We start from the raw sequence: 26,597 nt of genomic DNA on the forward strand, positions 1-26,597 counted from the left end.
CTCCGGGCGTACTTCGAGGACACCCCCTCCTTGCGCGAGCGGCGCGGTGGGAGGTGTTCAGCGGGCTCCGATCCGATCTGCCCACCGATGCTCGCTCCAGGAAGAGGTGCCCTCGAGAGCGGGATCCTGCGCTCGCCTCGGCGGTGCCGCTTCCTAAACGTGTCCGCGGCGTCGCGTGTCCTTCCGGTTGGCCCCTGCGCCATTGGCTCTGGAAGAGGGGAGGTCGGGATGTGGACGAAGATGAGGCACCCGGCGAAGGCGGCATTCATTCTCGGCTGGAGTCTCACGGTCGCCGCATGCGGCGGCGACTCTCCGGGCGATCCGGAGCCGCAGGCCGTCGCTCCGGCCACGCAGCAGCAATGCCTCGCCCAGGCCGTGTTCGACGATCCTGTCGAATCGCCCTACTGCCTGCCGTGGGAGGAGGGCGAAGCGCACGAGGTGAGTCAGTCGTACTGCTCGCCTTCGGGGTGGAGTCACCACATTCGGCACGCCTACGACTTCCTCATGCCCCTCGGCACCGAGATCCGTGCGGCCCGGGCCGGGCGGGTGGTCGAGCTTCGAGAGCACTGGCCGGATGACGATCGGACCGGAGGCCACGAGAACATGGTCTCGCTGCGTCACGAGGACGAGACGATCTCGCTGTATCTTCACATGCAGCAGGACGGGATCGTCGTCGAAATGGGCGACTGGGTTCCAAAGGGCGGACTTCTGGGCTATTCGGGGAGCTCCGGCGACACCCAGGGGATCCCGCACCTCCACTTCCAGGTCTGCCTGCGGTCGGGGATGTGCTCGTGGCAGACGGGCGAGTACACCGTGCCCGTGAGCTTCAGCAACGCGGACGGGGCCCTGGACTCGCGGGGAGGGCTCGCCGTGGGCTCGTCCTACTCCGCGGGCGTCTGCAACTGAGGCGTAGTCGGATCTGATCGCTGGAGTCTCCGATGAGGCGCCATCGTGCGCAGAGCTCGATCCTGTGTGTTCGGGGTCTGAGACCGAGTGTCCTGCTGTACGCTCTCGCGCTGGCCTTGCCGTGCACGTTCTTCCAGCCGTGCCATGCCCAGGACGGTTCACAACCGGCGATCACCGGGGGTGTGTGGCGGCTGGAGGCAGGAGGAGATGAGTTTCTCTGGGAGTTCTCCCGGACATCGAGCGGGACGCTCACCTGCGTGGTGCACAACGTTCGGGGGCGTCTGAAGGTCACCGAGACGCCCTGCCGCACCGCTTCGTATACGGACGGCGAGCTCCGGGTGTCGATGGGCAGCGGCGTTCGGATGGTAGGGACGATCCGCTCGGATGGGCTTCTGGATGCGCGGCTGGAGTATCCGGACGGGACTTCCGCTGACGCAGAACTTCGGTTTCGACCCCGTGAGCGCTATCCAGCACTCCTTGCACGTTCAGGGGAGATCGGGGGCAGCTACCAGTATCGCACGCCCGCCGAGGGGTCGGACGGATGGCCTGTCGCGACCGCGGACGAAGTCGGAATCTCTTCGGAAGCCCTAGAGGCTCTGGTCCGCGACGTCATCGCCGGCGAAGCGGGCATCCTTCACTCCCTGCTCGTCGCTCGCCGGGGTGCGCTGGTGCTCGAAGAGTACTTTCACGGCTATCGATCCGACGATCTTCACGCCCTCCGCTCGTGCACGAAGAGCGTGTCTTCGCTGCTGGTCGGTCTCGCCATCGAGTCCGGCGCGATCCCGGATGAGAGCGTACTCCTGGAGCACTTCTTCTCCGGCCCCGAGTACGAGATCACCCCCGGCGGGGGCTGGGAGGCGTTGACGCTCAGACACCTGCTGACGATGACCATGGCCCTGGACTGGAGCCCGCGCGAAGCCGCCGATTTGCATGGAACGGGTCCTGATTTCTTCCGGCGGGTGCTTTCTCGCCGGGTCTCCGGGATCCCGGGGGAGGACTGGGACTACGTGAGCGCCAACGTGGACCTGCTCGCCGGGGTGCTGCGCCAGGCCACCGGTGTGCACGCGGAGGAGTTCGCGCGGACCGCCCTGTTCAGGCCCCTTGCCATCGACCGCTGGGACTGGGACGGACTCAAGACGGACGGCTACAACCTGATGGACGGCAGCCTCGAGCTCCGTCCCCGGGACCTGGCGAAGGTGGGGCAGCTGGTGCTGGACGGCGGCGTGTGGGACGGAACCCGCCTGATGGCCGAGGCCTGGATCGAGCGGTCCACGGCATGGGTCGCGGAGACGGGCGAAACCTTCGAAGGCTACGGCTACCTGTGGTGGAAGACGCGGGTAGCGGGCCCTGGCGGCGAACGCCTCGACGTGACCGTAGCGAACGGTTGGGGCAGCCAGTTCATCTTCATCGTTCCCGCACTCGACCTGGTTCTGGTCACGACCGGTGGGAACGACTACAACGGCAGGCACCTGGCCATCGCACGACTCCTGAAGGGGCTGGTCGCTTCGGGAATCGAGCCCCTGTAGGCCGTTGATGCGGCAGGCGAATCGGGCGGCTAACGTCAACGGTCGCCGGATCCGCTGCGCAGGGTACCCTCACACCGGCGACATCTCGCGGGCCATCGCTTCGATGGTGACCAGGGGACACACGTGGCGGTGCAGGTAGTCGAGGAGGTTTACGGCCAGGCCCCGCACGCTCTTCTCGACGGCGGCGTCGAGCACGTGGCCATCCTCGTCGAATACTTTCCGGACGTTGGCGACCGAGATCGTGGCCGGCATCACGTGGCAGCCCACGTGCGAGCAGATCGAGCGCAACATCTCGAGTGACTTGATCGCCCCGATGCGTCCCTGGGCCACGCCCAGCAGGGCGGCCGGCTTCCCGCTCATGGCGGACGGGAACCCCATGTTCTCGATCAACAGTTTGATGACGCTCGAAAGGCCTCCGTGATACTCCGGCGTGCAGACGACGAGAGCCGTCGCGTCGCGCACGAGCTTCTGCATGTGCTCGGCATCCGGTGTCGCATCTCCTCCCGGGAGGTTGAGCTCCATCTCCCGGGGGTCGATGACGTCGACTGCGATGCCCCTCTTCTGCAGTTCGTCCACCACGAGGGCGGCGGCCTTGCTCGTGTAATTCCCGGGCCGCACGGATCCAAGCAGGACCGCGATCCGGATTCCTTCCTCTGCCATCGGCTGGCCCTCCACGTTCGCGTTCACCCTCGTGGGCTCCGTCGCGCGGTGCCGCACTGCATCCACGCTCTCGGCTCGCCCGTCGCCGGATCGATCGGCAATAGGGCCCGATCCGTCGGCACGCGGCCGGGGTCCTCGGAGGCGGCGTAGGCCAGTATCGCCGCGAGCGTTGCGTTCTCCTTCAGGTCATCGAAGACGATCTTGTCGTACGTGTCCCGGTTCGTGTGCCAGGTGTACTGCCGATATTCCTCGTAGTCGGACTGCAGCCGGAAGGCCGGCACCCCCATGCAGACGAAGGAGGAGTGGTCGCTGCCCCGGTTTTCTTGTGCCCCCGGGAATTCGAGCGTCACGTGTCGGCTGATCTCCGATGGGACCAGCGACATCCACGCGGCGATGTGAGCGCCGGCGCCCAGGAAGCCCTGGCCCTCGATGCGCTCGATCCGCCACGTGCCGTTGTCCTGGTTGAACGCGACCTGCAGGCCCTCGATCACCTCCGGGTGGTCCTCGACGAAGGCCCGGGACCCGATGAGACCCATCTCCTCCGCGCCCCAGTGCCCGACCAGGATGGTTCGCCGCGGCGACGGATACGCCTCCTTCAGGATCCGCATGGCCTCGAGCATCATGATCGTGCCGGTGCCGTTGTCGGTGGCGCCGGTGGCGGCGTGCCACGAATCGAGATGGGCCCCGAGGATCACGTATTCGTCCGGCAGCTCCGTGCCGCGCAGCTCCGCGATGATGTTGAACTGGGGCACCTCTCCGAGAAACTCGGCCCGGGCGTCGACCTGGATTCGCGGAGACTGGCCGGCTTCCGCCATCCGGTGAAGCATGCCGAAGTCCTCGCAGGACAAGTCGATCGCGGGGATATCTCGGGAGGGCGCCGAGAAAATCTTGTTGACTCCCCACCCGCCGGACCAGTACGAGACGAGAATCCCGGCCACGCCGGCCTCCTCCAGCATCCGTCCAGCCTCCCGGCGACCCCCGAGGGCCCGCAGGCGATTCGCGTAGTCACGCTGCAAGGCCACCCGGGTGGAGTCCAGCCTCTCCACCGTTTCCGGCCGCGCGTGGGCTTCGAGCTCCTGCCGGGCGCGGCACATCGGTTCCGGCGGCGACGCCAGCACGTATTTGCCCGCGAGCGTCGCCAGCCAGTCGGCCCGGTTCTCTTCCGAGAGGTCGGAGGGCAGCGTCACGACCGCTCCCTCCACGGAACCCTCCGTGCCCGCGCTGTAGGCGAGAAGTTCCGCCTCGAGCGTCTGGGTGCGCGGTTCCACCAGGTCCGCGTGCAGAATGCCCTGCCTCCACCCGGTCCACGTCCCGTAGTCTTCGCGATTCGCCGGCACCCCCCAGCGCTCGTACAGGGCCAGCAGCCAGTCGCCGGCTGCCTCGAATCCCGGGGACCCCGCCAATCTCGGACCGATCGAGTCCATGAGGGCCTGGGCGAGGACGGGAGTCCGGGAGTTCTCCATACCTTCTATCCAGATCCGTTCGATGACGGGATCATCGGTCGGAAACGTCTGGGCCGGGGCCGACGTCGCCGCGACGGACAGCAAGAGGCCCACGGCAAGCGCATTCAGACACAATCTCATGCGGTCAGTGCTCCAGTTCAGGATGTTGACTCCGGCGAATGTCGCCGGATCCCGGTACGAGGTAAAGGCCGGCCACGCGGTCCACACCGGCCGCTGGGTTCGGGCTCGTACCCCGGGTGAGCGAACGATACACTGAACGGGTGAAATGGATCGCGCCGGCCGCGAGAGTCGCGATCGAACCTCGAAACCGGAAGGGGCCTCCGATGACCGGACTCGCGAAGTCGAGATGGGTGATCTCAGCCGGCGTCTGTCTCCTGCTCGCTGCCTGCTCCGGCCCGCCACCGACCGCCACGTCCGTCGAAGTGCAGGGCGCATGGGCGCGCGCGAGCGCCGGAGAGGGTGCGAACAGCGCCGCCTACATGATTCTCCGCAACCCGACCGACGCCCCGTGGCGCCTGACCGGAGCGGACTGCGATCGGGCCCGGGAAACGCAGCTTCATCGGACGGTGATCGACGAGTCCGGTTTGGCCCGGATGGGAGAGGTCGAGAGCGTGGAGATTCCGAAGGGAGGGGAGCTGACCCTGGAGCCCGGGGGCTATCACCTCATGCTCCTCGGGGTCGGGCCCCTGACCCAGGGCGACACACTGGAGCTCGTTCTGCGTTTCGACGATGCGGATTCCGTGACGATTCGGGCCCCCGTCCGACCCCTGTGACGGGACAACCGCGGATGACGGCCTTATCTTGGACTGTCCGGCGTGCGGGGATGGGACGGGCGGTCATCTCAGACCCTCGAGAGGGAGAGGCTCATGCTCAAGGCTCTCGTTGATTCCTGGTGGTCCTTCGCGATTCGCGGCGTGCTCGCGCTGCTGTTCGGTCTCGGGGCGCTTTCGTTCCCGGGACTGACGCTCCTCGTGCTGATCGTGTTCTTCGGGATCTGGGCGCTGATCGATGGTTTCGCGGCCCTGATGATGGCGTTCGGCGAGAAGAAGCGGCTCCCCTACATCCTCCTGGGGCTGCTCAGCGTCGTGGTGGGCCTGTACGCCCTGGCGAGGCCAGGGGCCACCGCGCTGGCGCTCGTGTGGCTGATCGGCATCTGGGCGGTGATCCGGGGAGTCGGCGAGATCATGGCCGCCATCCAGATCCGCAAGGAAGTGGTCGGCGAATGGGCCATCGCCCTGAGCGGGGTGATCTCGATCGTGTTCGGGGTCTTTCTCCTCGTGCGGCCGGGCGCGGGCGCACTCGCCGTCGCCTGGCTGATCGCGCTCTACGCGTTCATGAGCGGGATTCTGAAGCTGATGCTGGGCTTCCGGCTCCGCCGCATGAAGAAGGAGCTCGACGCGGCCACGGTCTGACGCGGGCTCGAATCGGGCAGGCCACGCCGGGGCCGCGAGCGGCTCCGGCGCGCCTGCCCAACGGGTACCTGGCGAGGCTCAGTCTCAGGCGCCGGACCGATCGATCCGGTGGTTGTCGATCCGGTCGAAGGTTCCGCCGGTCATCAGGTCGCGGATGTACTCCTGGGCGAGGAAGTCGTGAGGAAAGCCCGGGTCGATCCGGCTCGCCTCATCGAGCCGCGCCAGCTGATCTCCGTCGAGCGTGACGTCCAGGCAGCCCAGGTTGTCCCGCAGCTGATCCAGGTTGCGAGCGCCGACCAGAGGCACGATCACGCCCGGTTGCTGCCGCACCCAGCTCACGGCCACCTGGGACGGAGTGCAGCCGATCTCGTCGGCGATCTCGACCACCGCCGCCGCGATGCCGAGGTTGCGCTCGTCCGTTGCCGCCCCATCCTTCGCGCGCCCTTCGGACGGCTTTTCCTCCCGGTTGTACTTGCCGGTGAGCGTTCCGGCTCCGAGGACGCTCCACGGCGTGACCGCGAGGTCCAGGGCGCGGGCCATCGGGAGGAGATCACGCTCCGCCGTCCGGTCGATCAGGCTGTACCTGAGCTGCAGCGCGGTGAACGGGCTCCAACCGCGAAGCTCCGCCAGGGTGTTGCCGCGAGAGACGATCCATGCCGGCGTGTCCGAGATCCCCACGTGCAGGATCTTGCCCGCCCGGACCATGTCATCCAGGGCCCGCATCACCTCGGCGACCGGCGTGGTCGAGTCCCAGGCGTGCACCCAGTAGAGATCGATATAATCGGTGCCCAGCCGCTTCAGGCTGGCCTCGAGCGCCTGCACCATGTTCTTCCGATGATTGCCGGAGAAGTTCGGGTCGTCCCGCCGGGTCCACAGCGTGTACTTGGTGGCCACGACCCAGTGGTCCCGGTCGGAGGCGATGAACTCGCCCACGTACTTCTCGCTCGTGCCCTCCGTGTAGCGGTTCGCGGTGTCGAGGAAGTTGCCCCCGGCCTCGGCGAACGCGTCGAACATCTTCCGACTCTCGGCCTTCGTGGCCCCCCAGTCCCACTCCGTTCCGAAGGTCATGGTGCCGAGAGCGAGCTCCGATACGCGGAGTCCGCTTCTTCCAAGCAGCTTATACCTCATCGAGCTTCTTCTCCCATCGGTGGTGTGCTTTCCTGCCCGGCTTGCTGACCGCGCGCGACGCCTGCTACGAGCACCAGGATCGCCGCCATCTGCACGATATGAAACACTCCGTTGTGATCGAAGGGGACGACCAGCGTCAGGCGGACCGTTCCGGCAGCCTGGATCCCCGCCGCCACGATATTGAGCGCGATGCCGACGACCATCAGCCACGCCCACGGCTCCCCGTCTTGCACGGCGAGCCGCGCATAGACCGCCAGCGCGAAGAGCATGGCGACCGCCTCGTACAACACGAACACGCGGAACGTGCCGGGGAACGCCAGGGTGACCAGATAGAAGGCCGCGCCGACGACGAGCGCCGGAATCAGCAGCCGGTGGGCCGGCTCGGGTCCGATCCCGTCGTACACCGAGGCGACCGCGAACAGGGCGACGACGAGGCCCAGGCAGAGGTAGAGCGGCTGCCAGAGCCAGAAGGTCGCGCGATCGGAGAGGTCGAAACCGTGTGCCACGGCTCCAAGCGCCGACGCCACGGCGAGGAGCCCCAGAACCAGGACCCAGAGCGTGATGCGCGCCGGGTCGGGTTCGCGACGGTTCCAGAGCCATCGGATGCACCCGAGGGCCAGCAGGGCGAGGACGGCGTCCGTCGCTCCCGTCGTCAGCTCGGTGGGGATCGGATTCAGGTTCACGGGTCCTCCGGTTCAGCGCCTCGGACACGACGCGGAGGCGAAAGTACTGGCGACGGGCCATACGTGCGACCGCCCGGGCGAGTGCCTCCCGAGTCGCATCCTCTGCAATATGGCCATATTATGACGCGTCGGGGAGATCTCTCGAGGCCCCCGGTATCCCGAGGCATTGCGGGTGGGACCACGCCGAACGCGGCGAACATCCCACGTGGAAAATACGCCCCCCACGCTACTTCGGCCGAATCTCCGGCAGGAGGACCCGTATGCGCTCGTTCGAACTGTCCCTGCATGGGGCGATCCTGGTGCTGTTGCCGGTCGTTCCGCTCCTCGGCTGTGGCTCACAGGAAACTGGCACTCTTCTAACCGCCGACGTCGCTCTCCATCTCGAGGACCAGCTACCCGCGGCCCGGATCGAGGGGTCGGAGGTGCCCGAGGAGTATCAGCGGCCCGTCGAGTGGAACTTCGAGGAACCGCAGCCGGATTGGAAGGTGCTGGAGCCCTGGGCGCCCGACATGCGCCGGCCGGAGCTTCTGCAAACGGAGGACGCGCTTCGGCTCACGCTGGCCGAGATGGACACGGCCAATGAGGAAAACGACCGGACGCTCGGCGTCATCTACGTCGATCTCCCCGACTGGACGCGGGACGATTGGGCCTGGATCCAAGTGCGCGCCCGCTCCGAGGCCGACGTCGAGGGTATGCGACTCATGCTCGGGTTCAACGTGATCGATAGCGGGGAGGGCGACGAGGGTGCGCGGCCCGTCGAGTACACGGGCGAGACTGCCCCCGTCATCCACGACGGAACCGTCCAGACCTACAACCTGCGCGCGGACTGGTCCGGAGGCCGCTGGAAGGGGCCGTGGAGACAGCTCGTTCTCGGAGTCCGGGCGTCCGGGCCGGCCAGCGTCGAGATCCTCTCCGTGGCGGTGGTCCCGAAGGAGGCCACCTACGCCGGGCAGTCCGCCGGCGTGCACAGCGAGGTGCGAGATCGGGTCTACCGGCGCCTCTTGTTCACCCACACGCCGGGACGCGTCACGTACCGGGTGCGGGTCCCGGACGACGGCCGGCTGGACCTGGGACTCGGAGTGCTGCGTGAGGACGCGCCGGTGACCTTCCGGGTCACCGCGGCGTCCGGCGGCGGAGATCCGGAGCCGGTGTTCGAGGAGACCTACGCGGACAAGGAACACTGGGGTCAGCGCCGGATCGATCTCTCCGCCCTGGCGGGTCGCACCGTGGACCTGTCTCTGGAGGCCGAGTCTCCGAGGCCCGGCACGGTGGCGATGTGGGCTGCGCCGACTCTGACCGGAGCGACGACTCAGGCCAGGCCCAACGTGGTCTTCTACGTCATCGACGGCGGGGCGGCGGACTTCATGAGCCTGTACGGATACAACCGCCGTACCACGCCGAACCTGGAGCGGTTGGCGGCCCAGGGAGCCGTCTTCGAGAGGGCGTACAGCAACTCGACCTGGACGAAGCCGTCGACGGCCTCCTTCATGACCTCGCTCCAGAACAGCGTCATGGGCGGTCAGACGGGCCTGACCGATCCCGTGCCCGAGCAGATCACGACGATGGCCGAGCACATGCACGGGGCCGGCTACCAGACGGGAGTGTTCATCGCCAATCCCAACGCCGGCACGCTCAGCCACCTGCAGCGCGGCGTCGACGTGATGAAGGAGAGCTGGGAAGAGTTCAGCTATTACGGGCGCGAGAACCACAAGCAGGGATCGAAGGTCCTGCACGACCGGTTCTGGGAGTGGCGGGACACGTATCCGGGCCACCCTTTCTGGGTTCACTTCCAGACCACCGATACCCACCGACCGCAGGGCGCGTCCGCCGGCGCGCGGTTCGCCGGCCTGTTCGTCAGCCCCGAGCAGCGGGAGATGTGGCTGGCGTGGAGCGACAGCCTGAGGGAGACCGAGGATGGCCGATGGCTGCGGGGCGCGGGCTGGGAAGAGACGGGGATTGACCGGGTCGCGTTCTTCGAGGTGTGGCAGGGTCTGTACGACGAGTCCATGGCGTTCACCGACTACCAGATCGGCCAGCTGGTGGAGCGGCTGCAGGCGGCCGGCGAATGGGACAACACCCTGCTGATCGTCGCGGCGGACCACAGCATCCAGGCGGCGGGCAGCAACCAGGGGATCGCCATGCAGGACTCGCTGCCGCCGGCCTGGAATCGACCGATGCTCTCAGCCACGGTCACCCGCGTTCCCCTCATGTTCATCTGGCCGGGTCACATCGCCGGCGGAAAGAGATTCAGCGATCCGGTCTCGATGCTCGACGTTCTGCCCACGCTTCTCGACCTGCTGAACCTGCCGCGGCCCGAGGTCGCCATGGGGCAGTCGCTGGCCCCCCTGTTGCTGGGAACCGGGAACTGGGAGACCCGGCCGGTGATCCTGGACGAGTTTCGCGTCGATGAGGCGGCGGGCGGGGTGCTCAGGGGCCACATCGAAGTGATCGACGGTCGCTGGGGGGCGTCCCTCGAGGTGAATCCGTGGCCCCCGGAAGAGGACGAGACCGAGGAGGATGCCGAGTGGAGGCGCCCCGTTCCCCTGCTGCTCTACGATCTGTGGGATGACCCGTTTGCTCTGCACAGCCTGCACGAGAAGAGGCCGGAACTGGTCGAGAAGTACACCGCGTTCCTCGAAGCGCAGTGGGAGGCCCACCAGGCCCTGGCGCAGCGGTTCACTCCGGGCAGCGAGGTACAGTTCACCCCCCAGCAGCTGAAGACCCTGCAATCCCTGGGCTACATTCAGTAGGAGAAACGGAGAACCCGTGAAGCCGAATCCGATGGCAGGCCTGCTTCCCCTGCTCTTCCTCGTCGCTTCCTGCGAGCGCGGACCCTCAGCGCTCGAGGCCGACGGCCGCGTGCTCCACCTCGACGAACATCTGGGAGACGCGACGATCACGGGTTCCGTGGTGCCCGCCGACGTCGTACGCTCGGTGGACTGGTTCGGTGACGACCTGATCGGGAGCTGGGTCGGCATTGCCAACGAGGGGCGGGCACGGTGGTTACCCGAGGAGCCAGCGCGTCTCGAGGCCGGGCAGGACGGGCTCCTGATCACGGCCGGCGAGGGTCAGCGGGTGGAGGGCCTGGGCTACTCCGCCGTGGCGACCGTGCCCGTCGATGGGTGGATCGCCGCCGACTGGTCACACGTCGTCATACGGGCCCGGGCGACGGAGGCGGTCGGCCGCGTGGGCTTCGTCGTCCAGGCCGGCGACCGCGTGCTCGTAAACGGAGACCCCCTGATCCGGGACGGGAACGTCCACACCTACAGGCTGGAGGTGCCCCGGCAGTGGTCGGACGCTCCACCGATCGAGTGGATCGGCGTCGGCTTCCTCGCCGAAGCTCCGGGGTCTCTCGAAGTCCTGTCGGTCTCCGCGGTCTCGCAGAGGGGCGAGTTCGCGGAGTTTGGCGGGGCGGGCGTCAAGGCAGAATGGAGAGAGGGTCGTCGCCGGCCCGCACTGTTCGCTCACGCCCCGGGGAGGATCGCGTTTCCGGTACGTCTGCCGGAGGACGCACGACTGGATGCCGCCCTGGCCGTTGTGTTGTCCGGGGTGCCGGTGACCTTCCGGGTGAGCGTTCTCGACGGAGACGAGGAAGAGACCGTCACCGAGCAAACGGTTTCGGATCCCGAGGCGTGGAGCCACGTCTCGGCCGATCTGTCTCGCTGGGCGGGCGAGCGCGTGGACGTCGCCCTCGAAGTCTCTGCGGAGACCCCTGGCGCGATCGGACTCTGGGGCGCGCCGACGCTGAGCGGCCGTCAAGAGCCTGGAGCGCTACCCAACGTGATCCTGTACGTGATCGATGGCGGCGGCGCCGACTTCATGAGCGTGTACGGGTACTCGCGTCCGACGACTCCGAATCTGGAACGTCTGGCTTCTGAAGGCGTCCTGTTCGAGCGCGTGCGCAGCAACAGCGCATGGACCCGGCCCTCGACTTCCTCCTTCCTGACCTCGCTGCACCAGAGCGCCTTCGGGGCCGGCAACTGGGACTCTCTCCCGGCGGCCGCGACCACCATGGGACAGCACTTTCACCGTGCGGGCTACCAAACCGCAGTGTTCACTTCGAACTTCTGGTCCGGCATGGCCAGCACCGGCGGACGGGGAATCGATGTGTTGCGAGAGCGGAGGACGAATCCGAACTCGGCGTCATCCGAGGAGCTGAGCGGCGACTTCTATCGGTGGCGGACCGCGTTCCCGGGGCAACCGTACTTCGTCCATTTTCAGACGACGGACGTCCACGAACCGCACTGGCCGGTGGCGCCGTACGCGGGCCTGTACGTCGAGCCGGAGCGTCGCGACAGCTTCGAGATCTGGTGGGAGAAGCTGTGGGAGGAGCTTCGCCGGGAGGGTCTGTGGTACGAGGAGACGGGCGACGTCTCCGGGGCCTTCCACGCGGGTCTCGATGCGATCGGGGTCGACCGGCGGACGTTCTTCGCCACGCAGCGCGACCTGTACGACGAGACGATGACGCACCAGGACGCACAGATCGGCCTGCTGGTGGACTCCCTGAAGGCCAGCGGCGAGTGGGCGAACACGATCCTCATCGTCACCGCAGACCACGGTCACCCGGCGGGCAGCTACTCGCGCTTCGGGCGTGAGCTGATCGAGCCTGCCCCCGACCCGTGGGAGGGCGCCTTCCTCGACTCGTACCGCAGCCGGGTACCCCTGCTGATCATCGCGCCCGGGCGTCTCGAGGGCGGCCTGCGTGTGACGGAACGGGTTTCCCTGATCGATCTCCTTCCCACCGTGCTGGAGCTGGCGGGCCTTCCGCCGCCCGACGTCATGCAGGGCCAGTCGCTGGTACCCCTGATGACGGGTGGTAGTGGCTGGGAGGAGCGTCCCGTCATTCTCGAGCAGTACCAAAAGGACTTCGAGTCCGGTCTCCAATGGGGGCACATCGAGGTCATCGACGGCCGTTGGGGGGCCTCGCTCGAGGTCTATCCCGACATCCCCGACTCGGTGGAGTTCCGACCCGACGGGCCGCAGCGGGCCGCGCGGCTGCACGACCCGCAGGTTCCCCGCCTGCTTCTGTACGATCTGGATGCAGATCCGCTGGCTACCCACAACGTCAACGAAGAGCATCCTGAGCTGGTGGCAAAGTACACCGAGTTTCTCGAGAGGCAGCGCGCGGCCCACGAATCCGTTCGGCGGCTGATCGCTCCGTCCGAAGGGCAGGTGGAGCTCACACCCGAGCAGCTGGAGACGCTCAGATCCCTGGGCTACATACAGTGACGATGAGGTCCTGGTGACGCGCAGCGAGAACTCGGTACACCGTAGTGGCTCAGGGGCCCGCCCGGTTCCGGTACAGATCCGGGTTCACGACCGCCGCCATGGCCGCTTCGTCCAGCGAACCGCCGAGGAATCGGGCGATCGCGGCCGCGGCGCTCACGGGGTCCAGGATCGTCGCTCCGTACTGCACATCGAGGGTGTCGAAGCACGGCCGCGCCGCGAGCTCTCGGGCGGCCCTGGCCAGATGGTCGATGTAGAGCTCCTTCAGGCGCTCGTCGTCGGTCCCGGCAGGTTCGCCGCGTCGACTCAGCATCTTGGACTGGGAGGCGAGGATCTCGTCCAGGTGCCGGTGCACGAAGATGACGCGGTAGTTGTTGGCGTCGGGAAGGTAGGGCAGGTAGTGGGAGACGATCTTGACGGCCTTGCCTCGAACGCCCGCGAGCCAGTCCGTTTCCCGGCCGTGGTCGAGGCTCTTGACCCGCTCGAGCTCGTAATAGCCTGCCGGGTTGTCCCGGTCCGCCTCCCGCTCGAAGTCTGCGGCGATCGGCACTCCACCCGCTTCCAGCATCTGCATCAGCATCGAGGTGCCGGAGCGCGGAAGCCCGGAGACGACCGTGAGGGGCTCGCCGTACCTGAGGCGCCTGTACAGCTTGCGGGCGATCGATGACACGAGGATCTCCCCTCCGTTTCGAGCGTCGGACTCCGCGCCCTGATGATAGGGGTCGCGCGGCACGGTGCGCGAGCGCGAGACCCGGTCCAGCGGGATACCTCGCCGGTCTGGCGGTCGTCGTCCTTCTCATCCTCGCGACCCCCTCGACCGCCTTCGCCTACGTCGGACCCGGTGCCGGCTTCGTGTTCATCACGTCGTTCCTGGTCCTGTTCGTCAGCTCCCTGCTCGCCTTCCTCTCCCTGCTGGCGTGGCCCGTCCGGGCCCTGTGGCGTCTGATGCGCCGGGCGCGGCGGCCCAAGCCGCGCGTGCGGCGCCTGGTCGTGGTCGGATACGACGGGCAGGATCCGCGTCTCACCGACCGCTTCATGGAGGAGGGAAAGCTTCCGAACTTCAGGGCCCTCGCGGAGGAGGGCTGCTATCATCGACTCGCCAGCACCTTTCCCTCCGTGTCGCCCGTCGCGTGGTCCTCGTTCAGCACCGGGACCCACCCGGCCAAGCACAACATCTTCGACTTCCTGGACCGGGATCGGCGCACGTACCTGCCCGTCCTCTCGTCGACAAGGATCGGGAGGCCGTCGCGGATCCTGAAGCTGGGGAAGTGGAGAATCCCCATCGGAAGCCCGCCCCTCCGGCTCCTGCGGAGATCGAAGCCGTTCTGGACGATACTGGGCGAGCACGGAATCTGGAGCACCATCCTGCGCGTTCCCATCACGTTCCCTCCGGACCGGTTCTATGGGGCCCAGCTCGCCGCCATGTGCGTGCCGGATCTTCTGGGCACGCAGGGCACGTTCACCCTGTTTACCACGCGTCCCTCCGGAGCTGGATTCAAGGAGGGGGGACGGCGCGTGCCGCTCCAGTCGGCCGACGGCTCCGACGACGCATGGGAGGCCACTCTCGAGGGTCCCGAAAACGAGCTGCTCGAAGGCTCGCCGGCTCTTTCGGTTCCCCTGCGGCTCGAGCTCGCCGGGCCCGGAACGGTCGCCGTCGAGCTGAACGGGGAGAGGCACGAGCTGCGCCAGGGACAGGTGAGCGACTGGATCGGCGTCCGCTTCCGCGCGGCGCCGGCCGTCACGGTGCGCGGCCTCTGCCGCCTGATCCCCACGGAGGTGGGGGAGCATGTCTCGCTGTACGTGACGCCCATCCAGCTCGACCCGGAGAAGCCCGCGATGCCCATCTCGCATCCCGGCTACTACGCCACCTACCTGGCGAAGAAACTGGGTCCTTTCGCCACGCTGGGCCTGGCCGAAGACACGTGGGCCCTCAACGAGGGAGTGATCGACGACGGCGCTTTCCTGCGCATGACCTACGACGTCGACCGCGAGCGCGAGGAGCAGTTCTTCGCGGCCCTCGATCGCCTCCGCAGCGGCGCCCTGGTATGCGTGTTCGACGCCACGGACCGTATCCAGCACATGTTCTGGCGATACCTGGAGGAGGGTCACCCGGCCGCCAGCGCCACGAACGGGAGCGGTCCGCCGGAGCACGCCGAGGCGATCCAGAGCCTGTACCGCCACAACGACGCCATGCTGGGCCGCATCCGCTCCAGGCTGCGGGATGGAGACCTGCTCGTGGTTCTCTCGGACCACGGCTTCAACTCCTTCCGACGCGGGGTGAACCTCAACGCCTGGTTGCACGCCAACGGGTATCTCGCCCTCAAGGATGGTGGGGACGGGTCCGCCGAGTGGTTCCGGGACGTCGACTGGTCGCGCACGAAGGCCTACGCGCTCGGGCTGACCGGCCTGTACCTGAATCTGGAGGGGCGCGAGGCCCGGGGGACGGTGGCCCGCGGCGAGGACGAGGCCGCGCTCAAGCGCGAGCTGATCGAACGGCTGAGCGGATTCGAGGACGTGCAGAGCGGTGAGACGGCCATCAGGGAGCTGTTCGACACCGCCGCTCTCTACTCGGGGCCCTACCTGGAAGCTGCCCCCGACATGCTGGTCGGCTACAACGCCGGCTACCGCATCTCGTGGGACGGGGCCACGGGAGTGGTGAGCGGGGCGGTGATCGAAGACAACGTGAAGCCGTGGAGCGGGGACCACTGCATCGACCCGCGCCTGGTTCCGGGCGTGCTGTTCTGCAACCGGCCGATCGATTGCGAGGATCCGGCGCTGATCGACCTGGCGCCCACGGCCCTGTGGGCCTTCGGGCTCGAGGCACCCGCGCACATGGACGGGAAGGTGCTGTTCGGGGAGCGCGAACGATGAACGCGTGGCGACGGCTGGCCCTGACGGTCCTCGTCACGGCGCTCGCTATGGGCTCGGCGGCATGCGGGTCCGATGAACCGGAGCCGCACGACACGAGCGTCATCGTGCTCGGGTTCGACGGGATGGACTGGGAGCTGGCCAACCGTCTGATGGACGAGGGAAGACTTCCCGCACTGGCCAGTCTCGCGGCGGCGGGGCATGCGCAGAAACTCGCGACGTCGCTCCCTCCGCAGAGCCCCGTGGCGTGGTCCGACTTCATCACCGGGCTCGACGCCGGTGGACACGGGATCTTCGACTTCATCCAGCGCGATCCCGAGACGATGGTGCAGTATCTCTCCACGTCGGTCACCGAGGAACCGACCGCAACGCTGGCGCTCGGCGCGTGGCAGATCCCCCTGAAGGGTGGAGGCGTGAAGCTACTGAGGCGCGGAACGCCTTTCTGGGAGGTGCTCGAGACCGCGGGCGTGCCCACCACGGTGGTCCGAATCCCGGCGAACTTCCCACCCACCGGCACGGCCGGACGGGAGCTCAGCGGCATGGGCACCCCGGACCTCCTCGGAGGCTACGGGACGTTCACGCTCTTCACGACGGACCCCGAGCGGCTGCCCGGAGATCTCTCGGGTGCCCGAATCGTGCCCGTCGCCTTCGAGGGCCGGATGTTCCACGGGAGCCTGACCGGGCCGCCCAATCCGTTCCGGATCGATGGGGAGGTCGTGACCGTGCCGCTGGAAGCGTACCGCGATGCCGATCGACCCGTCGCCAAGATCGTGGTGGACGGGACGGAGGTGCTTCTGAACGAGGGCGAATGGAGCGCCTGGATCCCGGTGGAGTTTTCCGTGCTGCCGCTCATCGGCGGCCTCAAGGGGATGGTTCGCCTGTATCTGCGGCAGGTCCACCCCGAATTCGAACTGTACGTGAGCCCGGTCAATCTCGATCCGCTCGAGCCGGTCATGCCCATTTCCCACCCGGTGCACTTCTCCGCCGATCTCGCCCGCGCCACGGGCCTCTACTACACGCAGGGGATGCCCGAGGACACGAAGGCGCTCACTTCCGGAGTGCTCGACGAGGATGCCTTCCTGGCCCAGGCCGCCCTGGTCCGGGATGAGCAGGTTCGTCAGTACGACTACCTGTTGGGTCGATTCGAAGGAGGGTTGCTCTTCTACTACTTCGGCTTCCTGGACCAGGTCTCGCACGTCATGTGGCACCCGATGGATCCCGGGCATCCCGCCTACGACGAGCCCCGCGATTCTCGATACGCGACGGTGATCGAGGACCTGTACGTGCGCGCCGACTCCATCGTCGGGGCCACGGTCGAACGCCTCGAGCCCGGCGCGCTGCTCGTCGTGATGTCCGACCACGGCTTCACCTCCTGGCGAAGGGCCATCAACCTCAACACGTGGCTGCTGGAAGGCGGCTACCTGACGATCCGGGACCCGGCCGCACGGGGCGAGGGGCTCTTCCTGTCGAACGTGGACTGGTCGCGCACGCAGGCATACGCGCTGGGGTTCAACGGGATCTACATCAACCTCCGCGGGCGGGAGAGCGTCGGCACGGTCCCGCCGGCCGAGTACCGACTGCTCCGGGATGAGATCGCCCGACGCCTGTCGCGTCTCGTCGACCCCCTGACCGGTGAGCGGGCGGTGGCCGAGGTGTTCGTGCGCGACGAGGCGTACGCGGATGCGGGCGAGCGGGGCCTGGGACCCGACCTCGTCGTCGGGTACGCGAAGGGGGTCCGTGCCTCGGACGCCACGGCGGAAGGCCAGGTCCCGCGCGAGGTGTGGGAAGACAACACCGCCAAGTGGAGCGGCGACCACCTCATGCACCCCGACGCGGTGCCCGGCGTCCTGTTCTCCACTCGGCGCCTCGGAAAGCCGGTCGTGTCGCTTCGCGACCTGACCGGGGCCGTCGTCTCGGAGTTCGGGATCGCGGGGTTTCCCGCACCGCCGGCTGCGGAGTCGGCCGCCGGCGACCGCTGACACCAGGGAGGGATGATGTTCGGATCGAAGGTGAAGCTGGATCGCGATCTGCTGACACGCGTGAGGCGGTACTCGGAAATCGCGGGCTACAGTTCCGTCGAGGAGTTCATCACGCACGCGCTCGAGAAGGAGCTGGCGCAGCTCGAGGAGGCGGATTCGGAGGACGAGATCCGCAAGCGCCTGCAGGGGCTGGGATACATCTCGTGACCGGGCGTCCTCCGAAGCCATCGAGTACCCGGGACAGGCCCGCGTGCGCTGGCTGAACGTGGCGCTGGGAAGCGCCGTATCGGCAATCCTCTACCCGTTCCGAGGACTTCCCCCGATCGTGGGGCTGACGTTCGTCTCGCTGCTCACGGCGGTCGGGATCCTGCTCGTCTTCCGCGCCACCTCCGACCAGAAGGCACTCCGTCGCGTGAAGAACCGGATCACGGCGGGAATTCTCGAGATCCTGCTGCTGCGCGACGACCTGCGAGCCATCTTCCGGGCGCAGTGGGACATCCTGCGGCACAGCCTGACCTACATGCGGCTCTCCCTCGTACCGATGCTGTGGGTGATCGTCCCGATCGTCCTGCTGATGATCCAGCTCCAGTTCCACTACGGGTATCGGCCGCTCCAGCCGGGCGAGAGTGTCATCGTGCGAGCCTCGTGGATCGGCGAGCTCCCGGCCGGTGAGCTCCGATTGTCGCCGGGCGCCGTCGGCTCGGTCGAGGTGGAGACCCCGCTCCTGCTGCTTCCGGAGTTCGGAGAGGCGAACTGGCGGGTAGGAGCGCGAGCGCAGGGGAGGCAGCAACTTCTGCTGGAGGCGGGCGATGTCGAATTGGCGAAGACGCTGTCCGTCGGTCTGCCCGCCGGCCCTCTGTCGCCGCGGCGGCCCTCGACCGATCTCATCGACCAGCTGCTGTATCCGGTGGAACCACCCGTCCGTGACGGAGCACCGATCGTCTCGATCGAGGTGAGCTATCCTCCGGCGACCGTGAGCCTGCTGGGATGGGACGCAAACTGGATGGTCGTGTTCTTCATTCTGACGATCGTCTTCGCGTTCGCGCTCCAGAAGCCACTCCGGGTCACGATCTGACCCGCGAATCGTAACGCCTCGTGCCGCTGCTGTAATGAATCGTTACATTCCTGAGCCGTCCAGTATTCGGTGGACCGAGCGTTTGTCCCTGACTTCAGGCCACATTCGGGCCATGACCGTCATGGCCCGCCAATTGAAGAGGACTCCTTCATGAAGCGATCGCTTCTGATCGTAGACGATGATGCGAGGGTCCGTACCTCGCTCCTTTCGGCCCTGAAGGATACGGACACGAGCGTCCACGCGGCCGAGGACGCGGAAGCCGCCCTGGCCGTGCTGGGCGAACGGTCGGTCGGAGTCGTGCTGACCGACGTGAAGATGCCGGGAATGAGCGGCCTCGAGCTGCTGCGGGTGCTCAAGGATCGCTCGCCCGACCTGGACGTGGTCCTGATGACGGCCTACGACGATCTGCCCACGGTCGCCGAGGCCATGCGGGAGGGGGCGGCGGACTTCCTGGTCAAGCCGCTCGATCTGCACCAGCTGCGGGGCATACTGGCCCGGGTGTTCGAGGACCGGCGTGCCCGAAATCGATTCAAGGCCGGCGAGGCGGATACACAAAAGCGTGGGGCCGCTGACCGTCTCGTCGGCCGAGATCCGCAGATGATCCAGATCTTCAAGCTGGTCGGGCAGGTGTCCTCCACACGAACCAGCGTGGTGATTCGGGGGGAGAGCGGCACCGGCAAAGAGCTCATCGCCCGCGCGATCCACGAATCCTCGCCGTGGGCGGAAGAGCCGTTCGTCGCGGTCAACTGCACGGCCCTTCCGGCCAGCCTGCTGGAATCGGAGCTCTTCGGCCACGTGCGCGGCTCCTTCACCGGAGCGACCTCCGACCGGAAGGGACGCTTCGCGATCGCCGGCCGGGGCACGATCTTCCTGGACGAGATCGGAGACACCCCTCCCGAGTTTCAGGCGAAGCTCCTCCGGGTGCTTCAGGAGCACGAGTATTATCCCGTGGGCGCCGAGAGACCGGAGCGCACGGAGGCGCGCGTGATCGCGGCGACCCACAGGGACCTCGAGAAGCTGGTGGCGGCCGGGCAGTTCCGCGAAGACCTGTACTACCGGCTTCGTGTGGTCGAGATTCGACTGCCCCCTCTACGGGACCGGATGGGCGACGTCTCCCCGCTCGCCGAGCACCTTCTCGAGCGCGCCGCCGCGGCCACGGGCGGACGTCCGCTGCTCCTCGCGCCCGAAAGCACGGAGATCCTGCTGGCCCACGACTGGCCGGGGAACGTCCGCGAGCTCGAGAACACGCTGACCCGGGCCGCCGTTCTCGCTACGGGCAACGTGATCCGACCCGAACACATCGAGGTGGGGGCCACGCCGGAAAGCGAGCCGGCTCGCCTCGTGTCGTTGGAAGAGATGGAACGTGAGCACGTCGCCCGCGTCCTCGAAGCCACGGGCGGTCACAAGTCGAGGACGGCGGAAATCCTGGATATCTCACGTCCCCGGCTCGATCGCATGATCGAGCGGTATGGGCTCGGGGCGCTGATTCCCGCTCGCGGCGAAGACGCGGGCTGACGACCATGTCACGCCCCCTGTCCTTCCGGTTTCGAATCCTCGCCCTCGTGCTCGGGGTCGCGATCGTACCGCTGGTGCTCAGTGGAGTGGTCCTGCTCCGCGGGGCGTCGCGCTCGGGCGAGCAACTGCTGTCCGAGCGGCTGGAGCGCGCCGCGAGGGAAACACGCACGGCGCTGATCGGATACTGGCTCCCGCTTCGCTCCTCTCTCCTGGACGTTTCGGAGTGGCCGGAGGTGAGACAGGCAGCCGGGGGCGGACCCTGCGATCCGCTGATGCACCGCCTCGCGACCACGGATTCCCGGGTGCTTCAGGTGACGGTTCGCCAGGGCACCGGGAACGTTCTCTGCCGTTTCGACCGGTCCGCGCTCCCTCCGGAGCAGGGCGGACTGCCGGCCGCCACGACGCCGCTGATGCGGGTGGCCGCTGACTTGTTCGACCCGGAGTCACCCGGGGCGACCATCGAGTTCGGACTCCAGGGCGAGATGGTGCTTCCTCCGGACATCCTGCCGCCGTCCACTGCCGGGATGGTCGTCACGCTTCTCGATCCTTCCTCCGGTGCCTCGCTGCTGCCCGTGCCTCTCGAAGCCTACGCCCTGACGGGAGATCGCTTCACGTGGGGGGGCGAGGAATGGCTCGCATCCTTTCAACGGTTCGAAGATCCGCCCGCAGAGCTCGTGGTGGCGGCGCCGCTGACGCCGTACGTGGCTCCCTTCCGGCGGTCCGTGAGAAACGGTGCCTACCTGCTGGCCGCGGTGGCCCTCGGAGGACTACTGGCGGCCATCGTGTTGACTTCGCGGATGACCCGGTCCCTTCGCAGTCTCGTAGCCGGAGCCGAGGCTGTGTCCACAGGAGAGCTGCATCACCGTATCCAATACCGGGTCGGAGATGAGATCGGTCGGGTGGCAGAGGCCTTCAACCAGATGACGGACAGCCTCCAGCGAACGCTGAGAGAGAAGGCAAGCCGGGAGTCGCTCGCGGCGATGGGGGAGTTTGCGGCATCGCTGGCCCACGAGGTGCGAAACCCGCTCACGGCGGTGAAGATAGACTTGCAGAGCCTGCAGGAACGGCTCCCGGAGGATGACGATCTAGCCGTTCCGCTCGCTCGGGCCCTGGAGGAGATTGACCGCCTCGATGCGACGGTAGGAGATGCACTCTCCGTGGTTCGGCGGGGGGACGGCGACCGGACGCTCGACCTCTCGCAGCCGATTCGGGCCGCGGCCCACTCGGCAGGGCCCGCGTTCTCGAAGGCCGACGCCAGGCTGGAGGTGATCGGGGAGGGCGACGAGCTCACGGTGCGAGGAGACGCCGCCGGACTCGAGCAACTCTTCCTCAACCTCCTGCTCAACGCGGCGGAAGCTCTGCCCCCGGGAGGGCGTGCAACGATCGGCGCGCGACGGGAGCGCGGATCCGTGCTCGTCCGCGTCGAGGATGACGGGCCGGGAATCCCGCAGGAGGTGCGGGAACGGATCTTCGAACCGCTGTTCTCAACCAAGGAGACCGGAACCGGGCTCGGCCTGACGATCTCGCGGCGCATCGTGGAGGCGCACCGGGGCGACCTCAGCGTGGGCGACGTCGAAGGTGGCGGGACCGTGGTCGAGATCCGGCTCCCGTTCGCGGACGCGGGTACGTCTCCGAGGCCCAGCCTGTAACGCTACCGGCCCGGAATCGTAACGCAGAGTTGCAATGGCCCCCGTCTCGGCACTCCGCTTTCATTGCCATAACTCTCCACTTAACAATCGCTTAAGTATCGAAACAGACTCTGGTACGGGGCGTGCCATGGAGATTGGCAAGAGCGCGCTGCGGAGCGCTCCTTCCGATGCCCAGGAACCGGAGGCGAACGGTGAACACGGCAATCATGGCGACGGCAGCTTCGATGACGCTCCTGCTCTCCGTCGGATTCCTCGGTCAGGGCCCGTCGGGTGAGTCCGCGTCAGCCTGGCCTTCGCACCGGCCGGCGCCGACGGTGAGGGTGTTCGAGGTCTCGCGCTTCCGGTGGACGAACCCGTCCGCCGCGTGCCGTGAAGATGTGGCCGGCCAGCCCGGCGCCCCCGACTGTGCCTTCGTCGAGGCGGCGTGCGGAGTCGGGCCTGCGGGTCACTCCTTCGTACCGATGGTGCGGATCTCGAGAGCGTTCACTCTCGTTTGCGTAGGGCTGGTGATCGATCCGACGAGATAGGCCGCAGGGTAGATGTCCCGGTCGTCGCTGATCCGGCGGCCTTCACGATGGGAGGAAGATCATGTTCAAGATTCGAGCGAGCATCATCCTGGCCGTGCTGTTCTCGACGGCGTCGCTCGACGCCACGACGGCGCTCGGCCAGCAGACGGCGGGCGACGACGAGGTGACGGTGCAGCGGGTGTGGGTCGGGGATGACCCGGCTTGGAACCTGATGCGTCCTTCGCCCGACGGCCGGTTCCTCACCCAGGGCTGGTACAACTGGGACCTCGGCATCATCGATCTCGTGACCAAGGAGCGGAGGGTCTACGGGATGAAGGACGAGGACCTGAGCAAGGATCCCGGCTGGTCCTACAGCGCCTACTACTCCCCGACCGGTGATGAGATCGCGGTCACGTGGCGCGAGTGGCGGGACGAAGAGGACACGGGGCCTGCCGGGATCAGCCTTCGAATCGTGCCGGCGGCCGGCGGCGAGCAGCGGATCGTGTTGCCCGCCGAGGGCGATCGGTGGATCTGGCTTCGGGGCTGGTTCCCGGACGGCGAACACCTGCTCGTCAGCACCTGGGGCGGCGGAACAGACGGGTGCTTCTGCCGGCTCCGGGTGTCCGACGGGACGCTGGAACCGATCCTCGACCCGACGGACCTTCCGGGAGGATCTCCGCTGGTCGGCTTCTCTCCGGACGGCCGCTACATCGCCGCGGATAGCCCAGGCCCGGATGGCACTCGTGATCTGTACGCAGTCGACGTGAACACCGGGGAGGTCCTTCCCGTGCTCGCGGGTCAGGCCAACGACCGGTTCATGGGGTGGCTTCCCGACGGGTCCGGACTGGTGTTTCTGAGCGACCGCGGAGCCACGAGCGGGATCTGGCTGCTTCCACTCGGAGCGGATCTCGCGCCGGGAGAGCCGCGGCTCCTGAAAGCGGACGTGTGGGGCGCCGTGCCCCTCGGGATGTCGCGCGATGCGGCGTTCTATGGGGTCACCGTAGGATATCCGCAGGTCTACACGGGGGCGATCGACGTCGAGAACGGCGGCTACCTGGCGCCCCCTGGCCCCGTCCAGGCGGCCAGTGAGCCGAAGAGCTACCGGGGTGAGTTTTCTCCCGACGGTCGCTACCTGGCGTACGGCGTCATGCAGAGCGACGGCGTCGACATCGTGGTGCGTGCGGTTGGCGGCGATGATGTCAGGGAATTCCCGACCGATCGTGCCCAGAACGTGATTGGATGGACGCCGGACAGCCGCGGCGTTCTCCTGTTCGCAGAGTCGGGCAACGGGACCGAGGCCTGGGTCGAGCGCCTGGATCTCGCGACCGGCGAGTTCGAGGAGCTCAACCGTCACGAGGGAGCGAACCGCCCGAGCCGCGTCGTGCAGGTGGCGAGGGATGGTCGCTCCATGTTCATGATTGAGCCGATAGACGATGTCAGTGGATGGGCGGGCAACCCCTGGGAAGGCGATCCCGAGGCCGGCCTGTTCGAGCTTGGAATCACGGATGACTCGAGACGGCTGATCGCGCCGGTGCGCTTTCCCGGCCGTCCGAGCCTGTCTCCGGATGGACGCACGCTCGCCGTGCTGGAGGTGGATCGGGACGGTCTGCGGACCGGCAGTCTGTATACGGTCCCGGTGGCGGGCGGCGAGCCGACCACGGTGCTCGAATTCGAGGGCGACCTGACCGTCATGGGCCAGGGCCTCGGTTGGGCCTCCGGGGCCCAATGGACGCCCGACGGCCGCTACCTGCTGTTCCAGCACGAGGGTTTCCTGAAGAAGGTCCCGGTGGCGGGCGGCCCGGTCGAGAATGTCGTGGAGCTGCCCAGGGGGGAGCACGGGTCCCCTCCGTCCCACTTCCGGCTGCACCCGGACGGCTCACGCTTCGTGGCGGACGCGGGGACGCAAAGGGGGGAGATCTGGATGGTGAAAAACCTGCCGGGGACGCGCGCCTCGGCGAGCGCCTCGGACGACTGACCTTCATCGCGCAGGGGCGGGCCGCCTGAGAGCGGTCCGCCCGGCGCCGGAGGACACCATGAGTCAGCTCTCCATCGTCCAGATCACGGGTCTCTTCGAAGCCGCCGATCCGGTCATCCACTTCGTGCTGCTCGCCGGAATCATCCTGGTGCTCTTCGAAGTGGCCACGTTTCTCGGCGACCTTCTCGGGTCCCGGCAGGAGAGAGGCCCGCGCTAGGATCACTCCTGTTGCCGCAAACTCCCCCGTCCACGCACCCAGCCCGATAGACGAAGCCCCACCGCCCGCCTAGCTTACGCAGGGCCCACGAACGGGGACTGCATGCTCGCATTCATAACCCGACGTCTGCTGCTGGCCGTGCCGCTGATCTTCGGAGTCGTCACGGTGACGTTCTTCGTCGCCCACCTGGCTCCCGGCGATCCGGTGGATCTGTACATTCAGCCGCGGGGGCAGGTGGATGCGGACCTGCGAGAGCGGGTGCGGCAGGAACGCGGGCTCGATCAGCCGCTGCACGTCCAGTACGTGCGCTGGCTCTCCGCTTCGGTTCGCGGCGACTTCGGGGAGTCCTTTCTCCTCCGCCGCCCGGTGCGGGACGTGGTCGCGGAGACCCTCCCGTACACGCTCCTCCTCATCCTGGCGGCCCTCCTGGTGGACGCGCTGCTCGGGATCGCCCTCGGCATCGTCTCCGCCGTGAAGCGCGGAACCCGCGTCGACCGCGCGATGACGTTCGGCTCCCTGGTCGTGTACGCGATGCCCGGGTTCTGGCTCGCCCTCATGCTGGTGCTCGTGTTCTCGGTGCAGCTCGGGTGGTTTCCGACCTCGCACGCCACCTCCCTCGACTACGAGAGCCTGGGCGCGTGGGGGAAGCTGGCCGACCGGTTGTGGCACCTCGTGCTTCCGGTGAGCGTCCTCGGCGTGGCCGGGGCGGCGGCCACCGCGCGCTACCTGCGCGGCCGGCTGCTGGATGTGCTCGGGGAGCCGTACATCACGGCCGCCCGGGCACGGGGCTTCCGAGGCTGGACCATCGTCCGGCGTCACGCCCTCAAGAACGCGCTCATACCGATCATCACGATCTACGGGATGAGCCTGCCGTTCATGCTCGGAGGCGCCACCATCGTGGAGACGATCTTCGCGTGGCCCGGGATGGGACGGCTCACCGTCGATGCCGTGCTCGGCCGGGACTACCCGGTGATCCTCGCGACCACGATGGTCGCGGCCGTCCTCACGGTGCTCGGCAGCCTGCTGGCCGACGTGGGGTACGCGGCGGCCGATCCCAGGGTGAGGTACGATGGCCGGCGCTGAAGACCGGTCCGGCACGGGCGCCGGGGTGACGGATGCGGCCCTCGGACGCGGGGACGCGGTGAACGGGCCATGGGGCCGCTCCGTACGGCGTTTCCGGTCGAATCGGCTCGCCCTGTGGGCCCTGTATCTCATCGCGGTTCTCCTGCTGACCGCTCTCCTCGCTCCGCTCCTCGCGCCCCACGATCCGCTCGCCATTGGCGACGTGATGGCGACGCGGCTCCAGCCTCCATCGTGGGCGCACCCGTTCGGGACCGACGAGTTCGGCCGCGACGTGCTCAGCCGGTCCCTGTTCGGCGCCCGGATCTCCCTGACGATCGGTATCCTGGCCATGCTGCTGTCGACCGCGGTGGGCACGGCGTACGGGTCGATCTCGGGCTATCTCGGGGGCGCCGTGGATGGGCTCATGATGCGGATCGTGGACGTGTGGATCGCCTTCCCCGCCTTCTATCTCATGCTTCTCCTGGTCGGCGTGTTCGAGGCGAGCGTGCCGGTGCTGATCCTGGTGCTCGCCCTGACCGCCTGGCCCGCCACGGCACGTCTCGTCCGGGGCGAGATCCTGTCCCTGAAGGAACGGGAGTACGTTCTCGCGGCGCGGGCCATGGGCCTTCCGGCGAGACGCATCATCGTCAGGCACCTCATCCCGGGGGCCCTGTCGCCGGTCCTGGTCACCGGGGCCCTCGCGGTGGCCGCCATGATCGGCGCGGAGGCCGGCCTCTCCTTCCTCGG

General features: G+C 67.6%; 22 protein-coding genes. 17 read left to right on the forward strand and 5 right to left on the reverse strand.

Annotation, left to right across the window (positions count from 1 at the left end; all coding sequences use genetic code 11):
* Positions 1-228: 228 nt before the first annotated feature.
* Both AC36XV_RS01780 and AC36XV_RS01785 read left to right on the forward strand, forming a co-directional pair.
* Positions 229-906, forward strand: coding sequence for a M23 family metallopeptidase (locus AC36XV_RS01780; protein ID WP_492201964.1), 678 nt, complete (start codon positions 229-231; stop codon positions 904-906).
* A gap of 32 nt (positions 907-938) precedes the next feature.
* A complete protein-coding gene (locus AC36XV_RS01785) occupies positions 939-2,432 on the forward strand; it encodes a serine hydrolase domain-containing protein (RefSeq protein WP_492201965.1) in 1,494 nt (497 codons plus the stop codon).
* 69 nt (positions 2,433-2,501) lie between these two features.
* Here AC36XV_RS01785 and AC36XV_RS01790 read toward each other — a convergent pair whose 3' ends face one another.
* Positions 2,502-3,119 carry an NADPH-dependent FMN reductase gene (locus tag AC36XV_RS01790; protein ID WP_492201966.1) on the reverse strand — a complete coding sequence of 206 codons (618 nt, stop codon included), beginning with the start codon at positions 3,117-3,119 and terminating at the stop codon, positions 2,502-2,504.
* On the reverse strand, positions 3,116-4,675 hold the full coding sequence (locus AC36XV_RS01795; protein WP_492201967.1) for a M20/M25/M40 family metallo-hydrolase: 1,560 nt from the start codon (positions 4,673-4,675) through the stop codon (positions 3,116-3,118). The genes AC36XV_RS01790 and AC36XV_RS01795 overlap by 4 nt, the downstream gene beginning before the upstream one ends.
* Positions 4,676-4,878: 203 nt before the next feature.
* Here AC36XV_RS01795 and AC36XV_RS01800 point away from each other — a divergent pair, with 203 nt between their 5' ends.
* A complete protein-coding gene (locus tag AC36XV_RS01800) occupies positions 4,879-5,328 on the forward strand; it encodes a copper chaperone PCu(A)C (protein ID WP_492201968.1) in 450 nt (149 codons plus the stop codon).
* A gap of 93 nt (positions 5,329-5,421) precedes the next feature.
* Positions 5,422-5,967, forward strand: a complete 546-nt coding sequence (locus tag AC36XV_RS01805) for an HdeD family acid-resistance protein (RefSeq protein ID WP_492201969.1) — start codon at positions 5,422-5,424, stop codon at positions 5,965-5,967.
* Between the two features lie 84 nt (positions 5,968-6,051).
* On the opposite strand, the gene AC36XV_RS01810 is transcribed toward AC36XV_RS01805, so the two are convergent.
* Together AC36XV_RS01810 and AC36XV_RS01815 are read right to left on the reverse strand one after the other, a co-directional pair.
* Positions 6,052-7,095: an aldo/keto reductase gene (locus AC36XV_RS01810; protein ID WP_492201970.1), complete on the reverse strand. Its 1,044-nt coding sequence runs from the start codon at positions 7,093-7,095 to the stop codon at positions 6,052-6,054.
* Positions 7,092-7,778, reverse strand: coding sequence for a DUF6962 family protein (locus AC36XV_RS01815; protein ID WP_492201971.1), 687 nt, complete (start codon positions 7,776-7,778; stop codon positions 7,092-7,094). The genes AC36XV_RS01810 and AC36XV_RS01815 overlap by 4 nt, the downstream gene beginning before the upstream one ends.
* Positions 7,779-8,038: 260 nt before the next feature.
* On the opposite strand from AC36XV_RS01815, the gene AC36XV_RS01820 reads away from it, so the two are divergent.
* A complete protein-coding gene (locus tag AC36XV_RS01820; RefSeq protein WP_492201972.1) occupies positions 8,039-10,528 on the forward strand; it encodes a sulfatase family protein in 2,490 nt (829 codons plus the stop codon).
* 16 nt (positions 10,529-10,544) lie between these two features.
* Positions 10,545-13,007, forward strand: coding sequence for a sulfatase family protein (locus tag AC36XV_RS01825; protein ID WP_492201973.1), 2,463 nt, complete (start codon positions 10,545-10,547; stop codon positions 13,005-13,007).
* Positions 13,008-13,056: 49 nt separating this feature from the next.
* On the opposite strand, the gene AC36XV_RS01830 is transcribed toward AC36XV_RS01825, so the two are convergent.
* A complete protein-coding gene (locus tag AC36XV_RS01830) occupies positions 13,057-13,674 on the reverse strand; it encodes a sulfotransferase family protein (RefSeq protein WP_492201974.1) in 618 nt (205 codons plus the stop codon).
* Positions 13,675-13,856: 182 nt separating this feature from the next.
* On the opposite strand from AC36XV_RS01830, the gene AC36XV_RS01835 reads away from it, so the two are divergent.
* The 11 genes from AC36XV_RS01835 to AC36XV_RS01885 all read left to right on the forward strand — a co-directional run.
* Complete coding sequence (locus tag AC36XV_RS01835; RefSeq protein WP_492201975.1) at positions 13,857-15,875, forward strand: alkaline phosphatase family protein; 2,019 nt, start codon at positions 13,857-13,859, stop codon at positions 15,873-15,875.
* Entirely contained in the window at positions 15,872-17,851 is a 1,980-nt protein-coding gene (locus tag AC36XV_RS01840) for an alkaline phosphatase family protein (protein WP_492201976.1), read from the forward strand. Before AC36XV_RS01835 ends, AC36XV_RS01840 begins: the two co-directional genes overlap by 4 nt.
* Positions 17,852-17,866: 15 nt before the next feature.
* The gene (locus tag AC36XV_RS01845; protein ID WP_492201977.1) at positions 17,867-18,058 is read left to right on the forward strand and encodes a hypothetical protein; all 192 of its coding nucleotides are present in this window, start codon (positions 17,867-17,869) and stop codon (positions 18,056-18,058) included.
* A 43-nt stretch (positions 18,059-18,101) separates the two neighbouring features.
* Positions 18,102-18,926, forward strand: coding sequence for a hypothetical protein (locus tag AC36XV_RS01850; protein ID WP_492201978.1), 825 nt, complete (start codon positions 18,102-18,104; stop codon positions 18,924-18,926).
* Between the two features lie 150 nt (positions 18,927-19,076).
* Positions 19,077-20,441, forward strand: a complete 1,365-nt coding sequence (locus AC36XV_RS01855; RefSeq protein WP_492201979.1) for a sigma-54-dependent transcriptional regulator — start codon at positions 19,077-19,079, stop codon at positions 20,439-20,441.
* A gap of 5 nt (positions 20,442-20,446) precedes the next feature.
* Positions 20,447-22,090 (forward strand): sensor histidine kinase, encoded by a 1,644-nt coding sequence (locus AC36XV_RS01860; RefSeq protein WP_492201980.1) that lies wholly within the window; start codon positions 20,447-20,449, stop codon positions 22,088-22,090.
* Between the two features lie 191 nt (positions 22,091-22,281).
* Positions 22,282-22,617, forward strand: a complete 336-nt coding sequence (locus AC36XV_RS01865; RefSeq protein ID WP_492201981.1) for a hypothetical protein — start codon at positions 22,282-22,284, stop codon at positions 22,615-22,617.
* 61 nt (positions 22,618-22,678) lie between these two features.
* Positions 22,679-24,571: a TolB family protein gene (locus tag AC36XV_RS01870; RefSeq protein ID WP_492201982.1), complete on the forward strand. Its 1,893-nt coding sequence runs from the start codon at positions 22,679-22,681 to the stop codon at positions 24,569-24,571.
* A 58-nt stretch (positions 24,572-24,629) separates the two neighbouring features.
* Positions 24,630-24,788, forward strand: a complete 159-nt coding sequence (locus tag AC36XV_RS01875; RefSeq protein ID WP_492201983.1) for a hypothetical protein — start codon at positions 24,630-24,632, stop codon at positions 24,786-24,788.
* 102 nt (positions 24,789-24,890) lie between these two features.
* Positions 24,891-25,871 (forward strand): ABC transporter permease, encoded by a 981-nt coding sequence (locus AC36XV_RS01880; protein WP_492201984.1) that lies wholly within the window; start codon positions 24,891-24,893, stop codon positions 25,869-25,871.
* A partial coding sequence (locus AC36XV_RS01885) for an ABC transporter permease (protein ID WP_492201985.1) occupies positions 25,858-26,597 on the forward strand: 740 nt, incomplete at its 3' end. The genes AC36XV_RS01880 and AC36XV_RS01885, both read left to right, overlap by 14 nt.

This window comes from Candidatus Benthicola sp. (assembly GCF_058719085.1).